The organism is Streptomyces sp. NBC_00193, assembly GCF_026342735.1.
Taxonomy (GTDB): Bacteria; Actinomycetota; Actinomycetes; order Streptomycetales; family Streptomycetaceae; genus Streptomyces; species Streptomyces stoeckheimensis.
The window spans coordinates 5,051,122-5,067,693 of the sequence record NZ_JAPEMM010000001.1 but is presented as its reverse complement, the minus strand read 5'-3'; the positions used below and the strand labels follow the sequence as shown (position 1 = coordinate 5,067,693).

Sequence of the window (16,572 nt, the reverse complement as noted above, 5' to 3'; positions counted from 1 at the left end):
CGTGCCCGCGTGCCTACGCGGCCCTGGTGCCTGCTCGCCGGGTCACTTGCCGGCGCGCATGACCTCGGGCTCGTGGCGGCGGAGCAGGCGCTGCACGGCGAAGCCGCAGGCGACGCCGATGAGCAGCAGGATCGTGATGTTCAGGCTCCACTGGCCGACCGTGGCGTCCCAGAGCGGGTCGGTGTTGGTCGGGTTGTCCTGGTCCCACGGCGGCATGAGCACGCCGAGGTTCAGCGTGGTGCCGGCGGCGGCGATCGCCCAGCGGGACGGCATCAGCCAGGCGAACTGCTCCAGGCCCGGAGAGTCGTAGACCTGGAAGAGGATGCCGGTGAAGACGACCTGGACGATCGCGAACATGACGAGCAGCGGCATGGTCTTCTCGGCGGTCTTCACCAGCGAGGAGATCACCAGGCCGAACATCATGGAGGTGAAGCCGAGCGCGATGACCGACAGGCAGATCTCCACGGCCGGCGGCATCAGCAGACCCTCGGCGGGCAGGTCGCGCGGGTAGAAGCCGATCGCGCAGATGATCACGCCCTGGATGGCCGTGATGAATCCGAGGACGATCACCTTCGAGGCGAGGTACGCCGACCGGGACAGGCCGGTCGCGCGCTCGCGCTCGTAGATCACGCGTTCCTTGATCAGCTCGCGGACCGAGTTCGCGGCGCCGGAGAAGCACATGCCGACCGCGAGGATCAGCATGATCGTGCCGGCGTCGCCGTTGAAGCGGGACGGGGCCACGGGCGGCGCGAGTCCGAACTTCGCGGGGATGACGACGGAGACCACGCCGAGGACCGCCGGGAGGATCAGCATCAGCCCGATGAAGCCCTTGTCGGACGCGATGACCGACATGTAGCGGCGCATCAGCGTCCAGAGCTGGGAGCCCCAGCCCTGCGGCTTCGGCGGCCGGGTCTGCTGCACGGCGGGCTGCACCGACTGCGGGGCGACCGCGTCGATGTCGGCGGCGTAGAGCTGGTAGTGCTGCGAGCCCTTCCAGCGGCCGGCCCAGTCGTAGTCGCGGTAGCTCTCGAAGGCGGAGAACACGTCGGCCCAGGTGGAGTAGCCGAAGAAGTTCAGCGCCTCGTCCGGCGGGCCGAAGTACGCGACCGAGCCGCCCGGGGCCATGACCAGCAGCTTGTCGCAGATGGCCAGCTCGGCGACCGAGTGCGTGACGACGAGGACCGTGCGGCCGTCGTCGGCGAGGCCGCGCAGCAGCTGCATGACATCGCGGTCCATGCCCGGGTCGAGGCCGGAGGTCGGCTCGTCCAGGAAGATCAGCGAGGGCTTGGTCAGCAGCTCCAGGGCCACGGACACGCGCTTGCGCTGGCCGCCCGAGAGCGAGGTGATCTTCTTGTCCTTGTGGATGTCGAGCTTGAGCTCGCGCAGCACCTCGTTGATGCGGGCGGCGCGCTCGGACTCGGCGGTGTCGCCCGGGAAGCGGAGCTTGGCCGCGTACTTCAGGGCGGTGCTGACCTTCAGCTCCTTGTGCAGGATGTCGTCCTGCGGGACCAGGCCGATGCGCTGGCGGAGCTCCGCGAACTGCTTGTACAGGTTGCGGTTGTCGTAGAGGACGTCGCCCTCGTTGGCCGGGCGGTAGCCGGTCAGCGCCTTGAGGAGCGTCGACTTGCCGGAGCCGGAGGGGCCGATGACACCGATCAGCGACTTCTCGGGGACGCCGAAGGTGACGTCCTTGAGGATCTGCTTGCCGCCGTCGACCGTGACCGTGAGGTGGCGGGCCGAGAAGGAGACGTCACCGGTGTCGACGAACTCCTCGAGGCGGTCGCCGACGATCCGGAAGGTCGAGTGGCCGACGCCGACGATGTCGTTCGGGCCGAGCAGCGCGGTGCCGGACTTCGCCAGCGGCTGGCCGTTGACGTAGGTGCCGTTGTGGCTGCCGAGGTCGCGGATCTCGAAGCGGCCGCCCGGCATCGAGCGGAATTCCGCGTGGTGGCGGGAGACCTGGAGGTCGGAGACCACCAGCTCGTTCTCCAGCGCACGGCCGATGCGCATGACGTGGCCCAGCGCGAGCTGGTGGAACGTCGTCGGGCTGCGGTGGTCTCCGTAGCCCGGGGTACCGCCGCCGCCCGGCTGCTGCTGGTGCTGCTGCTGCGGGAAGGGCTGCGCCTGGTGCGGCTGCTGGGCCTGCTGGGCCTGCTGCTGCGGGAACGGCGGGGCCTGCTGGACCTGCTGCTCCCAGGGCTGCTGGGCCTGCTGCTGCGGTGCGTGCTGCTGGGCCTGCTGCTGCGGTGCGTGCTGCTGGGCCTGCGGCTGCTGCGCGTACGCCTGGGCGGGCGACTGCTGCGCCACGGCCGGCTGCGGCGCGGCGGCGGCGCCCGCGCCCGCGACGGGATTCAGCCTCGGCCCGTCGGTGGCGTTGCCGAGGTGCACCGGCGTGCCGGGTACGAGCTCGGCCTGCTGGACCCTCGCCCCGCGCACGTACGTGCCGTTGGTGCTTCCGTGGTCCTCGATTCCCCAACCTCGCCCGTTCCAGGCGATGGTGGCGTGCCGCCACGACACCCGGGCGTCATCGATCACCACGTCTCCCTGGGGATCGCGCCCCAGCGAGTACGACCTGGACGGATCGAGCGTCCAGGTCCTTCCATTCAATTCCAGTACGAGTTCCGGCACTCCAGCCCCACTTAAGTCCCCCGAGAATCCCCCATGACGTCAGGGAGTCTAGGGATGGCGAACATCCGGGGGAACTATTTCAGGCGCACGGCCACAAGGGGAATCCGGGCCACTCGGCGGAGCCCGCAGGGCCCGCCCGAGGGGGTCGAAAGCACCCCGGATGGTGTGTTTCGGGACGCTCCTCCACGCCCCCGGCCGGTCACGGGCGTCGCTTCGTCCCGTCGCCGGATCTCCACGTGTCCGCTCCAGGGCCCGCCCATGGCCATCGCACGACCTCCACACGTCCGGCGTGCGGCGTCCGCACGTCCGTACGGAGCGAAACGGTTCCGCCAGGTGGGACGGGGCTCCGTGCGCACAGGCCGGGGAGATACGGTGAAGGCACCATGAGCGCTTCGCAGACCTCCGACGTCCCCACCCTCCTCGTCAAGATCTTCGGCAAGGACCGTCCCGGGATCACCGCCGGGCTGTTCGACACCCTCGCCGCCTACTCCGTCGACGTCGTCGACATCGAGCAGGTCGTCACCCGAGGCCGCATCGTCCTGTGCGCCCTCGTCACCCATCCGACCGCCGGCACCGAGGGCGAGCTGCGGGCCACCGTCCACAGCTGGGCCGAGTCCCTCAAACTGCAGGCCGAGATCCTCTCCGGCACCGGTGACAACCGGCCGCGCGGCAGTGGCCGTTCGCACGTCACCGTGCTGGGGCATCCGCTCACCGCCGAGTCCACGGCCGCCATCGCCGCGCGGATCACCGCGACCGGCGGCAACATCGACCGCATCTTCCGGCTCGCGAAGTATCCGGTGACGGCCGTGGAGTTCGCCGTCTCCGGCACCGCGACCGAGCCGCTGCGCACCGCGCTGGCCACCGCCGCCGCGCAGATCGGCGTCGACGTGGCCGTGGTCTCGGCCGGACTGCACCGGCGGGCCCAGCGCCTCGTCGTCATGGACGTGGACTCGACCCTGATCCAGGACGAGGTCATCGAGCTCTTCGCCGCCCACGCCGGCTGTGAGGCCGAGGTCGCCGAGGTGACCGAGCGGGCCATGCGCGGGGAGCTGGACTTCGAGCAGTCGCTGCACGCCCGGGTCGCGCTGCTGGCCGGGCTGGACGCCTCCGTGGTGGACAAGGTCCGCTCCGAGGTGCGCCTCACCCCGGGCGCCCGGACGCTGATCCGCACCCTCAAGCGCCTCGGGTACCAGGTGGGCGTGGTCTCCGGCGGGTTCACGCAGGTGACGGACGATCTGCGGGAGAAGCTCGGGCTGGACTTCGCCTCCGCCAACACCCTGGAGATCGTCGACGGAAAGCTGACGGGCAAGGTCACCGGCGAGATCGTGGACCGGGCCGGCAAGGCCCGGCTGCTGCGCCGCTTCGCCGCGGAGGCCGGCGTACCGCTGGCCCAGACGGTGGCCATCGGTGACGGTGCCAACGACCTGGACATGCTGAACGCTGCCGGGCTGGGCGTGGCCTTCTGTGCCAAGCCGGTGGTCCGCCAGGCCGCGCACACCGCGGTGAACGTGCCCTTCCTGGACGCCGTGCTCTACCTGCTCGGGATCACCCGCGAAGAGGTCGAGGCCGCCGACCTGGCGTGACGTAGACGTCCGGCTCCCTACGACGGAGCGGGCCCCGGCACTGTCGAAGTGCCGGGGCCCGCTGCGTCGGCGGAGGGCGTAGTCGACGGGGAGTGTGCGCGTCAGCTGTGCGGGGTCCAGAAGTCCAGCAGGGTGCCCACGCCGTGTTCCACGGACTTCCACGAGCCGGTGAAGGAGACGACGGCGATCCCGGAGGTCGGGAAGCCGCTGCGGTTCATCCGGGCGAGCACGTCGCCCTGCGCGCTGCCCGCCAGGGCGTCGGCCAGTGCGTGCATGCCGGGGTTGTGGCCGATGACCAGGAGGTTCTTGACCTCGTCGGAGGTCTCGTTGACCAGGGCGATGAGCTCGCCCAGCGAGGCCTCGTAGAGCCGTTCCTCGTACGTGGTCTTCGGCCGGTGCGGCAGCTCCTGGACGGCCAGCTTCCAGGTCTCCCTGGTCCGGGCCGCACTGGAGCAGAGGGCCAGGTCGAAGGTGATGCCGGTCTGAGCCAGTTTCTGGCCCGCGGCCGGGGCGTCGTGACGGCCGCGTTCTGCCAGGGGGCGGTCGTGGTCCGTGCCGTCCGACCATTCGGCCTTGGCGTGCCGGAGGAGGACGATCCTGCGGGGTGTGTCGGCGCTCATGGCTCCCAGCTTCGCATGAATCGAGCCACGGGGCGCAGGGTGTTGAAGGGGTCCCCCCGCAGGTGTGGCGGACCGTCAGCCGACGGCGCTCAGCAGCCGTTCGGTGACCTGGACCAGCGCGGAGCCTTCACCGGAGGCGGCGTGGGCCTGGCCGGATCCGGCGAGGAGTATGAGCAGGAGGCCGAAGGCGAGCGCGGGCAGGGCGAGCGCCCACCAGGGCAGCCGTGCGTCGGCCCCGGCGGCGCGGGGTGCGGACGGGTGGCCGGGGGCCAGGTGTGTGGGGGCCGACATGGCCGCCTCCGTGGGGTGCGTCGGGCGGGCTCGCTCTTGCTCTTCGAATCTAAGGATTCGAGCAGGCGGTTCCCATCCGGGACGCACCCCAGATGTCCCTGAGCCTGACCCCCTAGGGGTTGGGGGGTTAACCCCACCCCCTACGGAGAGGCGAGGGTCGCGAGGACGGCGATGATCACGGTCACCAGCAGCATCGCGCCCAGCACGAGGCCGAGCTTGCGGTGGCCGTTCTGGGGGTTCGGTTCAAGTACGGGCGACATGCCGATCAGTCTCGCATGCCGCATTCGTCCTCGATCGTGCGGTCCCGGCCCGCCAGCACGCCGAGCGCGATCTGCGGGACGAGCAGACCGGCCATCAGGGCCAGGGGCAGGTCCCAGCCGCCGGTGTGCTGGTAAAGGGTGCCGATGAGGAGCGGCCCGGGGATGGAGATGAGGTAGCCGGTGCTCTGGGCGAAGGCGGACAGCTTGACGACGCCGGCGGGCGACTTGGCCCGCAGTCCGATCATGGTGATGACGAGCGGGAAGGCGCAGTTGGAGACGCCGAGCAGGAGGGCCCAGGCCCACGCGCCGCCGGCGGGGGCGAAGTAGAGCCCCAGGTAGCCGACGAGGCCGAAGAGGCCGAGGCCGACGGCGATGGGGCCCTGGTTCTTCATCCGGCCCGCGAGGCCCGGGATGACGAAGGCGAGCGGGACGCCCATGACCATGGTGACGGCGAGCAGGACGCCCGCCGTGGAGGCGGAGACCCCTGCGTCGCGGAAGATCTGCGGGAGCCAGCCCATGGTGATGTACGCGCCCGTGGCCTGGAGTCCGAAGTAGCAGGCGAGGGCCCACGCGGTGCGGCTGCGCATCACGCCGGGCCCGGCGTCGGGGCGAGCGGCCGGTACGCCGGCGGCCGCGGCCTTCTCCTTGCGGGCCGCCGCGCCGATGGCCAGCCAGGGCAGGACTGCCGCCAGGGCGAGGAAGCCCCACACCAGCAGGCCGGTGCGCCAGCTGCCGCCGAGGGCCTGGGTCATCGGGACCGTCGCCGCCGCGGCGAGGGAGGTGCCGGCGGCCAGGGCCATGGAGTAGAGCCCCGTCATGGTGCCGACCCGGTCGGGGAACCAGCGCTTGACGATCACCGGCAGGAGCACGTTGGTCAGGGCTATGCCCGCCAGGGTCAGGGCGCTGGCCGCGAGGAATCCGGCGGCGTTGGTCGCGAAGGGCCGGATCAGCAGGCCCGCGGCGACGGCGGCCATGCCGGCGCAGACGACGGCGGCCGGGCCGAAGCGGCGGGAGAGCCGGGGCGCGGTGACGCCGAAGACGGCGAAGCAGAGGGCGGGTACGGAGGTGATGAGTCCGGCGACGGTCCCGCTCATGCCGAGGCCCTCGCGGGTCTCCTCGAACAGGGCGCCGAGGCTGGTGATGGCGGGCCGCAGGTTGAGGGCGGCCAGCACGATGCCGACGAGGAGCACGGGTCCGAGCCACGCCGGCTGCGGGGTGGTGGCGGGGGCGGGAAGGGGCTGCGGGGATGCCGTGCGCGCGGCCGGGGGCCGGTTCAGGGTCTGGATTTCTTCGTCGGACATTCAACCATCATAGAATCATGGGATGATTGGTTGTCCACCCCGCGACCGTATCGAGCCCGTCACCCCCACCGCGCCCGTCCCGAGAGGAACCCCGACCGCATGCCGCTGACCTCGCCCCGGCGATCCGCGCTCGTCGACCAGGTGATCGCCCAGCTCAGGAACCAGATCACCACCGGCGAATGGCCCGTGGGCTCCCGCATCCCCACCGAGCCGGAGCTCGTGGCGCTGATGGGCGTCGCCCGCAACACCGTGCGGGAGGCCGTCCGGGCCCTCGCGCACAACGGCCTCCTCGACATCCGCCAGGGCTCGGGGACGTACGTCATCGCCACCAGCGAGCTGGCCGGGGTCATGCACCGCCGGTTCGCCGGCGCCGATCCCCGGCACATCGCGGAGCTGCGCTCGACGCTGGAGTCCTCGGCGGCCCGTCTCGCGGCGGAGCGGCGGACGGCGCGGGACCTCGTACAGCTGGACGCGCTGCTGGCGCGGCGCGAGGAGGCATGGTCGGGCGGGGACGCGGAGCCGTTCATCGCGGCGGACGTGGCCCTGCACATGGCGGTGGTGGCGGCCTCGCACAACGACGTGCTCATCGAGCTGTACGCGGACCTCGGCGATCTGGTGGCCGACTGGCTGCGCACCGACGTGGGTACGGAGCTCGATCCCGCCTCGCACCTGGACCACGCCCGGCTGATCGAGGCGATCCGGCGCGGGGACGGGGACGCGGCGGCCTCGGAGGCGGCCGGCTATCCGTTCGTCTGCCTGGCCAAGGAGGGGCGGCGGCCCGCGGGGGTCACTGCCGCTGGTGGCTGACCCAGGCGGAGCGGACTTCCTTCCAGCAGCGGCCGGAGAGTTCCACCCGGCCCGCCGGGCCGACGGCGACGGCGGCGCCGTCCCCGTCCACGTCCCACCAGCGGTCGCACTCCACGTGCAGGCGGACCAGGTCGGTCTGGGGATAGGCGTTGTGGCAGAACGCGACCACCTGCGAACCGCTGATCTCGGTGTCGCAGTCGGCCCCGAAGAGCTCCCGGGCGGCGGGCTTCGCGGGCTGTACGGGCGGTTCGGCGGGGATCTGGGCCAGGTCGACCACGGCCGGGGCCTGGACGTCCGTACCGGGCGCCGGGGCGGGCACCTCGTCCTGCGCGAGGGCTCCCGGGAGCAGGAATCCGGTCAGGACCACCGAGGTGACCAGCAGGGATACCGCTCGGCTCCGCCTCGCGCGCACTCCCGTACCTCCTCCCCGCAGGAGCCGGGAAGATCCCGACGGGCCCAGTTTGCAGGCAAATGTCCTGATTTTCGACTTGGGAAGATCTCGTCCGGTGGCGGACATCTGATCGAGTCGCCCCGTACGGTCCCCGCCCCGCGCGCCAAAACGGCGGCGGCCGCGCCTCCCGGAAGGGAAGGCGCGGCCGCCGCCGTACGGATGGAACGGGGCTCGACCGGGAAGGTCAGGCACCCATCGCGTGCAGACCGCCGTCGACGTGGACGATCTCGCCGGTGGTCTTGGGGAACCAGTCCGACAGCAGGGCGACGACGCCCTTGGCGGCCGGCTCCGGGTCCGACATGTCCCAGTCCATCGGGGAGCGCTGGTCCCAGATGTCCGCCAGACCGCTGAAGCCCGGGATGGACTTCGCGGCCATCGAGCCGATCGGACCGGCCGAGATCAGGTTGCAGCGGATCTTCTCCTTGCCCAGGTCACGGGCGAGGTAGCGGCTGGTGGCCTCCAGAGCGGCCTTGGCCGGGCCCATCCAGTCGTACTGCGGCCACGCGTACTGCGCGTCGAAGGTGAGGCCGACGACCGAGGCGCCCTCGTTCTCCGGGAAGAGCGGCTTGCAGGCCATGGTCAGCGACTTCAGCGAGAACGCCGAGACGTGCATGGCGGTGGCGACCGACTCGAACGGGGTGTTCAGGAAGTTGCCGCCGAGCGCGTCCTGCGGCGCGAAGCCGATGGAGTGGACGACTCCGTCGAGGCCGCCGAGCTCCGTGCGGACGACGTCCTCCACGCGGGCCAGGTGCTCGTCGTTGGTGACGTCGAGCTCGATGACCTTCGCGGGCTTGGGCAGCTTGCGGGCGATGCGCTCGGTCAGCGTGGGCCGCGGGAACGCGGTGAGGATGACCTCGGCGCCCTGCTCCTGCGCCAGCTTGGCGACGTGGAAGGCGATGGAGGACTCCATCAGCACCCCCGTGACGAGGATGCGCTTGCCGTCGAGAATTCCGCTCATGGTGATCAGTGACCCATGCCCAATCCGCCGTCAACGGGAATGACGGCACCAGTGATGTACGCGGCGTTGTCGGACGCCAGGAAGCTGACCGCGGCCGCGATCTCCTCGGGCTGCGCGTAGCGGCCCAGGGGCACCTGGCCGACGATGCCGGCCCGCTGCTCGTCCGTGAGCACCTTCGTCATGTCGGTGTCCACGAAGCCGGGAGCGACGACGTTGAAGGTGATGTTGCGGGAGCCCAGCTCACGGGCGAGGGAGCGGGCGAAGCCGACCAGCGCCGCCTTGGAGGCGGCGTAGTTGGCCTGGCCGGCCGAGCCGAGGAGGCCGACGACCGAGGAGATCAGGACGACACGGCCCTTCTTGGCGCGGAGCATGCCGCGGTTCGCGCGCTTGACCACGCGGAAGGTGCCGGTGAGGTTGGTGTCGACGACCGAGGCGAAATCGTCCTCGGACATGCGCATCAGCAGCGTGTCCTTGGTGATGCCGGCATTGGCCACGAGGACCTCGACCGCACCGTGCGCGTCCTCGACCTGCTTGTACGCCTGGTCGACCTGGTCCGAGTCGGTGATGTCGCAGCGGACCGCCAGCACGCCCAGCGCCGTGAGCTCCGCCGGGGGCTCGCCCGACCGGTACGTGATCGCGACCTTGTCCCCCGCCTCCGCGAAAGCTCGGGCGATGGCGAGGCCGATGCCCCGGTTACCTCCGGTGACGAGAACCGAGCGGCTCAACGGATCACCCTTTCGACTAGCGGTCTGAATACCAAAAACCTATAGGTCAAGTACCCCTTACGGAGAATCCGGCTCCGACAGGGCCTCGGTACGCGCTCTGTCGAGTCCCTACAGAAAGATGTAGGCACCGCGAGCCCCGGCGCGACATGATCGTGCCAGCTGCCCCAACCCCCCGGGAGGACCTCCGTGCCCCATTCCATCGACGCGGCCTTCACCGCGCTGCCCTTGCGGGCGCTCGCCGACGCGGCGCTCGCGCGGGCCCGCGCGCTGGGCTCCGATCATGCCGATTTCCGCCTGGAACGCATCCGCAGCGCCTCCTGGCGGCTGCGTGATGCCAAGCCCTCGGGCGGGTCCGACACCACGGACCTCGGCTACGCGGTCCGCGTGGTGCACGGGGGCAGCTGGGGGTTCGCCTCCGGTGTGGACCTGACCATGGACGGTGCCGCCAAGGTGGCCTCGCAGGCCGTGGCCATGGCGAAGCTCTCCGCCCAGGTGATCAAGGCGGCGGGTTCGGACGAGTGGGTCGAGCTCGCCGACGAGCCCGTGCACGCCGACAAGACCTGGATCTCCGCCTACGACGTGAACCCCTTCGAGGTTCCGGACGCGGAGAAGGCCGCGCTGCTCGCCGACTTCAGCGCGCGCCTCCTGGCGGCCGACGGGGTGGCCCACGTGGACGCCTCGCTGCTCGCCGTCCACGAGAACAAGTTCTACGCCGACACCGCGGGCACCTCCACGACGCAGCAGCGGGTCCGCATCCACCCGGAGATCACCGCCGTCGCGGTGAACGCCACCACCGGCGAGTTCGACTCGATGCGCACCATCGCCCCGCCGGCCGGGCGCGGCTGGGAGTACCTGACCGGCACCGGCTGGGACTGGAACGCCGAGCTGGAGCGGATCCCCGGGCTGCTCGCCGAGAAGATGCGGGCGCCGAGCGTCGAGGCCGGGCGCTACGACCTGGTCGTGGACCCCTCGAACCTGTGGCTCACCATCCACGAGTCCATCGGCCACGCCACCGAGCTGGACCGGGCGCTGGGCTACGAGGCCGCGTACGCCGGTACCTCCTTCGCCACCTTCGACCAGCTGGGCAAGCTCGCCTACGGCTCCCCGATCATGAACGTCACGGGCGACCGGACGGCCGAGCACGGGCTGGCCACCATCGGGTACGACGACGAGGGCGTCGAGGCGCAGAGCTGGGACCTGGTCAAGGACGGCACCCTGGCCGGCTACCAGACGGACCGCCGGATCGCGAAGCTGACCGGGCTCGGCCGCTCCAACGGCTGCGCCTACGCCGACTCCCCCGGGCACGTGCCCGTCCAGCGCATGGCGAACGTCTCGCTCCAGCCGGATCCGGGCGGCCTGTCCACCGAGGACCTGATCGGCGGGGTGGAACGCGGGATCTACGTGGTCGGCGACCGCTCCTGGTCCATCGACATGCAGCGCTACAACTTCCAGTTCACCGGGCAGCGCTTCTTCCGCATCGAGAACGGCAAGCTCGCCGGTCAGCTCCGCGACGTCGCCTACCAGGCCACGACCACGGAGTTCTGGGGCTCGATGGAGAAGGTCGGCGGCCCGCAGACCTACGTCCTGGGCGGCGCCTTCAACTGCGGCAAGGCCCAGCCGGGCCAGGTCGCGGCGGTCTCGCACGGCTGCCCGTCCGCGCTGTTCCGCGACGTGAACATCCTGAACACCACGCAGGAGGCCGGACGATGACCTCGTCGAGTCGTACCACCAAGCCCCACGAGATCGTCGAGCGGGCGCTGGAGCTGTCCACCGCGGACGGCTGCGTCGTCATCGCCGACGAGCAGTCGAGCGCGAACCTGCGCTGGGCGGGCAACGCCCTGACCACCAACGGGGTCACCCGCGGCCGGACCCTCACGGTCATCGCCACCGTCGACGGCAAGGAGGGCACGGCCTCGGGGGTCGTCTCGCGCTCCGCCGTCACGGCCGCGGAGCTGGAGCCGCTGGTCCGGGCCGCCGAGGCGGCCGCCCGCGGCGCCGGACCGGCGGAGGACGCCCGGCCGCTGGTCACCGGCACCCCGTCCTCGCCGGACTTCACCGACGCCCCGGTCGAGACCTCCTCGGCGGTGTTCGCGGACTTCGCCCCGGCGCTCGGCGAGGCCTTCGCCCGGGCCCGCGCGGGCGGCCGCGAGCTGTACGGGTTCGCCAACCACGAGCTGGTCTCCACGTACGTCGGCACCTCTACGGGGCTGCGCCTGCGCCACGACCAGCCCAACGGCACCCTGGAGCTCAACGCGAAGTCCCCGGACCGCCAGCGCTCCGCCTGGGCGGGCCGTGCGACGCGGGACTTCAAGGACGTGGACCCCACCGCGCTGGACGCGGAGCTGGCCGTACGGCTCGGCTGGGCGGAGCGGAAGATCGACCTGCCGGCCGGGCGGTACGAGACGCTGCTGCCGCCCACGGCTGTGGCCGACCTGCTGATCTACCAGATGTGGTCGGCGTCGGCCCGGGACGCGGTGGAGGGCCGGACCGTCTTCTCCAAGCCCGGCGGCGGCACCCGGATCGGCGAGCGGCTCTCCCCGCTCCCGCTGAACCTGCGCAGCGATCCGAACGCACCGGGCCTGGAGTCCGCGCCGTTCGTGATCGCGCACAGCTCCGGCGACGACGCCTCCGTCTTCGACAACGGCCTGCCGGTCCCGGCGACCGACTGGATCAAGGACGGCGAGCTGGCCCGGCTGACCACGACCCGGCACACCGCGGAACTGACCGGGCTGCCGGTCACCCCGTCCTTCGGGAACCTGATCCTGGACGCCGGCGGGGAGAAGTCCCTGGAGGAGATGGTGGCCGGGACCGAGCGCGGGCTGCTGCTGACCTGCCTCTGGTACATCCGCGAGGTGGACCCGGCGACGCTGCTGCTGACCGGGCTGACCCGGGACGGCGTCTACCTGGTGGAGGGCGGCCAGGTCGTCGGCGAGGTCAACAACTTCCGGTTCAACGAGTCCCCCGTGGACCTGCTGTCGCGGGCCTCGGAGGCCGGCCGGACCGAGAAGACCCTGCCGCGTGAATGGAACGACTGGTTCACCAGGACGTCGATGCCGGCGCTGCGCATCCCGGACTTCAACATGAGCTCGGTCAGCAAGGGCGTCTGATCAACGCGGCATCTGATCAACAAAGCGTGAGAGGTGCGGGCCTTCCCCGCCTAGACTGGCGGGGAAACCCTCAGCTTTCTGTTTCACCTCGTTTCACCTCGTTTCATCTCGTTCAAGGAGACCCAGAACCGTGACGGACATCGTCGACGAACTGAAGTGGCGCGGGCTCTTCGCCCAGTCCACCGACGAAGAAGCGCTGCGCAAGGCGTTCGCGGACGGTCCCGTCACGTTCTATTGCGGCTTCGACCCGACGGCGGCCTCGCTGCACGTGGGGCACCTGGTGCAGGTCCTCACCGTGCGCCGGCTCCAGCAGGCGGGCCACCGCCCGCTGGCGCTGGTCGGCGGGGCGACGGGTCAGATCGGTGACCCGCGGCCGACCGCCGAGCGCACCCTGAACGACCCGGAGACCGTCGCGAACTGGGTGACGCGCCTGCGCACCCAGATCGAGCCGTTCCTGTCCTTCGAGGGCGAGAACGCGGCGCTCATGGTGAACAACCTGGACTGGACGGCGGGCCTGTCCGCCATCGAGTTCCTCCGGGACATCGGCAAGCACTTCCGCGTGAACAAGATGCTGACGAAGGACTCGGTCGCCAAGCGGCTGGAGTCCGACCAGGGCATCAGCTACACCGAGTTCAGCTACCAGCTGCTCCAGGGCATGGACTTCCTGGAGCTGTACCGCCGGCACGGCTGCGTGCTCCAGCAGGGCGGGTCCGACCAGTGGGGCAACCTGACGGCCGGTCTCGACCTGATCCACCGCGTGGAGCCGGACGCGCACGTCCACGCCATCGCGACCCCGCTGATGGTCAAGGCGGACGGCACCAAGTTCGGCAAGTCCGAGAGCGGCGCCGTCTGGCTCGACCCGGAGATGACCACCCCGTACGCGTTCTACCAGTTCTGGCTGAACGTGGACGACCGGGACGTCTCCACCTACATGCGCATCCTGTCCTTCCAGACCCGTGAGGAGCTGGAGGCGCTGGAGGCGCAGACCGCCGAGCGGCCGCAGGCGCGCGCCGCCCAGCGGGCGCTGGCGGAGGAGCTGACGACGCTGGTGCACGGCGCGGACCAGTGCGCCGCCGTGATCGCGGCGTCGAAGGCGCTGTTCGGCCAGGGCGAGCTGGCGGACCTGGACGAGGCCACCCTGGCCGCGGCCCTGTCCGAGCTGCCGCAGGCGAAGGTGGCGGAGCCGGGCCTGGTCGTGGACCTGCTGGCGGAGACCGGGCTGGTCGCGAGCAAGTCGGCCGCCCGCCGGACCGTCAAGGAGGGCGGCGCCTACGTGAACAACGTGAAGGTCGCCTCCGAGGACGCGGTCCCCGCCAAGGAGGACCTGCTGCACGGGCGCTGGCTGGTGCTGCGCCGCGGCAAGAAGAACCTGGCGGCGGTCGAGGTCACCGGCTAGGCGCCGGCTCGCGAGCACGACGGAGGGGCCGGTCCGGACGCACTGTCCGGGCCGGCCCCTCCGTCGTGCTCCGCCGCGGAGCGGGCGGGAGCCTTCAGATCACCTCAGGTCATCTGCTTCTTGCCGCCGCGCAGCGAGCTGTAGATCAGGTCTCCGAGACCCACCACGACGACGGCTCCGGCAAGCTGCAGCAGGTGCCGGATCCAGTCGATGCCCCTGGTCTCGTTGACGCCGATCCACGTGGCCACGGCGTTGCCGAGGACCGCGCCGACGATGCCGAAGATGGTGGTCAGCCAAAGGGGCTGGTGCTGCTTGCCCGGCAGGATCGCCCGGGCAATCAGTCCCAGTACAAAGCCGACGATGATCGCCCACAACCAACCCATGTCGAGCCTCCTCCTGGCGCGTTGTGCGCATGTGGGCCCAGTCTCGACCCGTCCGGCCTACTACGCATTTCGGACAGGGCCATTCGAGGGACACCCCCTCTGCCCGGCCGGGGGCGCGCGGCGTACCGTGGAGGCGTCCGGGCCGGGGAGTGTCCGGCGATCGATCGGGTGGTGGGTTGTGGAGCGGACGAAGCGGAACGGGTCCGAGGTCTTCCGGATCACGGGGGCTCGGATGAGCCTCGCCGAGGACGTACGGGGACGCCAGCGCCGGTACGTGATCTCGATGCTGATCAGGACCCTGTCGGTCGTCGCGACGATCGTCCTGTGGAACGTGCAGCGGCCCGTGGCCATCGTGACGCTCGTCGCGGGGGCGCTGCTGCCGTACATCGCGGTGGTCATCGCGAACGCGGGGCGCGAATCGACGCCCTCTCTGCCGTCCCACTTCGTTCCGGCGCCCGTGCGTCCCGCGCTGGGTGACGGAAACCTCAAGAAAAGCTCAGATCAATCATGAAGTTCCAGTGCACCGCACCGGGTCCTGCGTGACATACTGCCTACGCGCTCCGCATCCCCCGTCGGAGCGACGGACCGACGCCGGGCAGCTCCCCCCGTGGCTGCTCGGCGTCGCCATTCCGTCTTAGGGTTGAGCCGTGACTCCCCTTGACGCACTCCTGAACGACGCTTCCGCCGCCGACGCGCCCACCTGTTCCGCCAAGGCCTGCCGCGAGGCGGCCGTCTGGGTCCTGGCGTGGAACAACCCGAAACTGCACACCCCCGAGCGCCGCAAGACCTGGCTGGCGTGCGATGAGCACCGCGAGCACCTGTCCCAGTTCCTGGGGGTCCGCGGTTTCCTCAAGGACGTGGTGAAGCTCGACGAGTGGGAAGCGCCCGAGGGCTCGCAGCGGCCGTAGCCGCTGCGAGCCCTCGGGGTCGCTCGGAACCGTTCGTGACGGTTGAGGTCAGCCGCCGATCGCCGACATCGGGCGGTCGGGCTGCAGGAAGGTCGGGTCGTCGAGGCCGGACCCGGCCTTCTTGCCCCACATCGCCACCTTCCACAGGCGGGCGATCTCCTCGTCCGGGGCGCCCGAGCGCAGGGCGGCGCGCAGGTCGGACTCCTCGGTGGCGAAGAGGCAGGTGCGGATCTGGCCGTCGGCCGTGAGGCGCGTACGGTCGCAGGCTCCGCAGAAGGGGCGGGTGACCGAGGCGATGACGCCGACGGTGGCCGGGCCGCCGTCGACGACCCAGCGCTCGGCCGGGGCGGAGCCGCGCTCCTCGGACCCTTCTTCGGTGAGCGTGAAGCGGGTGCGCAGGGATTCCAGGATGTCACCGGCGGTGATCATGCCGTCGCGCTTCCAGCCGTGCTGGGCGTCGAGGGGCATCTGCTCGATGAAACGGAGCTCGTACTCGTTCTCGACGGCCCAGGCCAGCAGGTCGGGGGCCTCGTCGTCGTTGAGTCCGGGCATCAGGACCGCGTTGACCTTGACGGGGGTGAGGCCGGCGTCGCGGGCGGCGGCCATGCCCTCGATGACGTCCTTGTGGCGGTCGCGCCGGGTCAGGGTCTTGAAGACCTCGGGCCGCAGGGTGTCCAGGGAAACGTTCACCCGGTCCAGGCCGGCGGCCTTGAGGGCCTGGGCGGTGCGCTTGAGGCCGATGCCGTTGGTGGTCAGCGACATCTTGGGGCGGGGCTCCAGGGCCGCGCACTGCTCGACGATCCCGACGAGGCCGGGACGCAGCAGCGGCTCGCCGCCGGTGAAGCGCACTTCCTTGATCCCGAGCTGGGTGACCGCGATGCGGATCAGGCGGACGATCTCGTCGTCACTGAGCAGATCCGACTTGCCGAGCCACTGCAGACCCTCCTCGGGCATGCAGTACGTACAGCGCAGATTGCACCGGTCGGTGAGCGAGACACGCAGGTCAGTGGCCACGCGGCCGTAAGTGTCGAGAAGCACTGTGAGCCCCCTCCCCTGTCCGGTTTGTAGAGGTTTACGCCATAGCGGATGAGATTACGAGCGCTACTGACGAGCCTACGCGAAGCCCGTGACATGTAGGGGTGCCCGAACGAACG

The 16,572-nt window shown here is 70.8% G+C and carries 17 protein-coding genes; 7 read left to right on the top strand and 10 right to left on the bottom strand.

The genetic code is table 11. From position 1 onward, the window contains the following. Positions 1–42: 42 nt before the first annotated feature. Entirely contained in the window at positions 43–2,607 is a 2,565-nt protein-coding gene (locus OG898_RS22595; protein WP_266958909.1) for an FHA domain-containing protein, read from the bottom strand. Between the two features lie 404 nt (positions 2,608–3,011). Here OG898_RS22595 and serB point away from each other — a divergent pair, with 404 nt between their 5' ends. Beyond that, a complete protein-coding gene (gene serB, locus OG898_RS22590; RefSeq protein WP_250742222.1) occupies positions 3,012–4,211 on the top strand; it encodes a phosphoserine phosphatase SerB in 1,200 nt (399 codons plus the stop codon). Positions 4,212–4,312: 101 nt separating this feature from the next. Here serB and OG898_RS22585 read toward each other — a convergent pair whose 3' ends face one another. The 4 genes from OG898_RS22585 to OG898_RS22570 form a co-directional block, all read right to left on the bottom strand. After that, a complete protein-coding gene (locus tag OG898_RS22585) occupies positions 4,313–4,831 on the bottom strand; it encodes a histidine phosphatase family protein (protein ID WP_266958907.1) in 519 nt (172 codons plus the stop codon). Between the two features lie 75 nt (positions 4,832–4,906). Continuing rightward, positions 4,907–5,122, bottom strand: a complete 216-nt coding sequence (locus OG898_RS22580) for a hypothetical protein (protein ID WP_266958905.1) — start codon at positions 5,120–5,122, stop codon at positions 4,907–4,909. Between the two features lie 140 nt (positions 5,123–5,262). After that, positions 5,263–5,382: an SGM_5486 family transporter-associated protein gene (locus OG898_RS22575; protein WP_266958903.1), complete on the bottom strand. Its 120-nt coding sequence runs from the start codon at positions 5,380–5,382 to the stop codon at positions 5,263–5,265. A gap of 5 nt (positions 5,383–5,387) precedes the next feature. Beyond that, entirely contained in the window at positions 5,388–6,683 is a 1,296-nt protein-coding gene (locus tag OG898_RS22570; protein ID WP_250742225.1) for an MFS transporter, read from the bottom strand. 99 nt (positions 6,684–6,782) lie between these two features. On the opposite strand from OG898_RS22570, the gene OG898_RS22565 reads away from it, so the two are divergent. Then, positions 6,783–7,490, top strand: coding sequence for a FadR/GntR family transcriptional regulator (locus tag OG898_RS22565; protein WP_250742226.1), 708 nt, complete (start codon positions 6,783–6,785; stop codon positions 7,488–7,490). Here OG898_RS22565 and OG898_RS22560 read toward each other — a convergent pair. From OG898_RS22560 to fabG, 3 genes are all read right to left on the bottom strand, one after another. Then, a complete protein-coding gene (locus tag OG898_RS22560; RefSeq protein ID WP_266958901.1) occupies positions 7,471–7,902 on the bottom strand; it encodes a hypothetical protein in 432 nt (143 codons plus the stop codon). The two genes, OG898_RS22565 and OG898_RS22560, sit on opposite strands and share 20 nt — an antisense overlap. A 223-nt stretch (positions 7,903–8,125) precedes the next feature. Then, a complete protein-coding gene (fabI, locus tag OG898_RS22555; protein ID WP_250742228.1) occupies positions 8,126–8,899 on the bottom strand; it encodes an enoyl-ACP reductase FabI in 774 nt (257 codons plus the stop codon). Between the two features lie 5 nt (positions 8,900–8,904). Continuing rightward, positions 8,905–9,624: a 3-oxoacyl-[acyl-carrier-protein] reductase gene (fabG, locus tag OG898_RS22550; protein WP_250742229.1), complete on the bottom strand. Its 720-nt coding sequence runs from the start codon at positions 9,622–9,624 to the stop codon at positions 8,905–8,907. A 186-nt stretch (positions 9,625–9,810) separates the two neighbouring features. Between fabG and OG898_RS22545 the strand changes: the two genes are divergently transcribed. From OG898_RS22545 to tyrS, 3 genes are all read left to right on the top strand, one after another. Beyond that, entirely contained in the window at positions 9,811–11,334 is a 1,524-nt protein-coding gene (locus OG898_RS22545) for a TldD/PmbA family protein (protein WP_250742230.1), read from the top strand. Further along, positions 11,331–12,731, top strand: a complete 1,401-nt coding sequence (locus OG898_RS22540) for a metallopeptidase TldD-related protein (protein ID WP_250742231.1) — start codon at positions 11,331–11,333, stop codon at positions 12,729–12,731. Before OG898_RS22545 ends, OG898_RS22540 begins: the two co-directional genes overlap by 4 nt. A gap of 130 nt (positions 12,732–12,861) precedes the next feature. After that, positions 12,862–14,127 carry a tyrosine--tRNA ligase gene (tyrS, locus tag OG898_RS22535; protein WP_250742232.1) on the top strand — a complete coding sequence of 422 codons (1,266 nt, stop codon included), beginning with the start codon at positions 12,862–12,864 and terminating at the stop codon, positions 14,125–14,127. 104 nt (positions 14,128–14,231) lie between these two features. On the opposite strand, the gene OG898_RS22530 is transcribed toward tyrS, so the two are convergent. Beyond that, a complete protein-coding gene (locus tag OG898_RS22530) occupies positions 14,232–14,510 on the bottom strand; it encodes a GlsB/YeaQ/YmgE family stress response membrane protein (protein WP_250742233.1) in 279 nt (92 codons plus the stop codon). Positions 14,511–14,742: 232 nt separating this feature from the next. On the opposite strand from OG898_RS22530, the gene OG898_RS22525 reads away from it, so the two are divergent. Together OG898_RS22525 and OG898_RS22520 are read left to right on the top strand one after the other, a co-directional pair. Continuing rightward, positions 14,743–15,021 carry a DUF3099 domain-containing protein gene (locus tag OG898_RS22525; RefSeq protein ID WP_250742234.1) on the top strand — a complete coding sequence of 93 codons (279 nt, stop codon included), beginning with the start codon at positions 14,743–14,745 and terminating at the stop codon, positions 15,019–15,021. Between the two features lie 136 nt (positions 15,022–15,157). Then, entirely contained in the window at positions 15,158–15,418 is a 261-nt protein-coding gene (locus OG898_RS22520) for a hypothetical protein (protein ID WP_266958899.1), read from the top strand. Positions 15,419–15,466: 48 nt separating this feature from the next. On the opposite strand, the gene moaA is transcribed toward OG898_RS22520, so the two are convergent. Next, the gene (gene moaA / locus OG898_RS22515) at positions 15,467–16,456 is read right to left on the bottom strand and encodes a GTP 3',8-cyclase MoaA (protein ID WP_250742236.1); all 990 of its coding nucleotides are present in this window, start codon (positions 16,454–16,456) and stop codon (positions 15,467–15,469) included. Positions 16,457–16,572 lie beyond the last annotated feature (116 nt).

Bases quoted from the DNA above. Each gene is read 5' to 3' on its own strand.
- serB (WP_250742222.1), top strand. From the start codon at position 3,012: ATGAGCGCTTCGCAGACCTCCGACGTCCCCACCCTCCTCGTCAAGATC.
- OG898_RS22585 (WP_266958907.1), bottom strand. From the start codon at position 4,831: ATGAGCGCCGACACACCCCGCAGGATCGTCCTCCTCCGGCACGCCAAG.
- OG898_RS22580 (WP_266958905.1), bottom strand. From the start codon at position 5,122: ATGTCGGCCCCCACACACCTGGCCCCCGGCCACCCGTCCGCACCCCGC.
- OG898_RS22575 (WP_266958903.1), bottom strand. From the start codon at position 5,382: ATGTCGCCCGTACTTGAACCGAACCCCCAGAACGGCCACCGCAAGCTC.
- OG898_RS22570 (WP_250742225.1), bottom strand. From the start codon at position 6,683: ATGTCCGACGAAGAAATCCAGACCCTGAACCGGCCCCCGGCCGCGCGC.
- OG898_RS22565 (WP_250742226.1), top strand. From the start codon at position 6,783: ATGCCGCTGACCTCGCCCCGGCGATCCGCGCTCGTCGACCAGGTGATC.
- fabI (WP_250742228.1), bottom strand. From the start codon at position 8,899: ATGAGCGGAATTCTCGACGGCAAGCGCATCCTCGTCACGGGGGTGCTG.
- OG898_RS22540 (WP_250742231.1), top strand. From the start codon at position 11,331: ATGACCTCGTCGAGTCGTACCACCAAGCCCCACGAGATCGTCGAGCGG.
- OG898_RS22530 (WP_250742233.1), bottom strand. From the start codon at position 14,510: ATGGGTTGGTTGTGGGCGATCATCGTCGGCTTTGTACTGGGACTGATT.
- OG898_RS22525 (WP_250742234.1), top strand. From the start codon at position 14,743: ATGAGCCTCGCCGAGGACGTACGGGGACGCCAGCGCCGGTACGTGATC.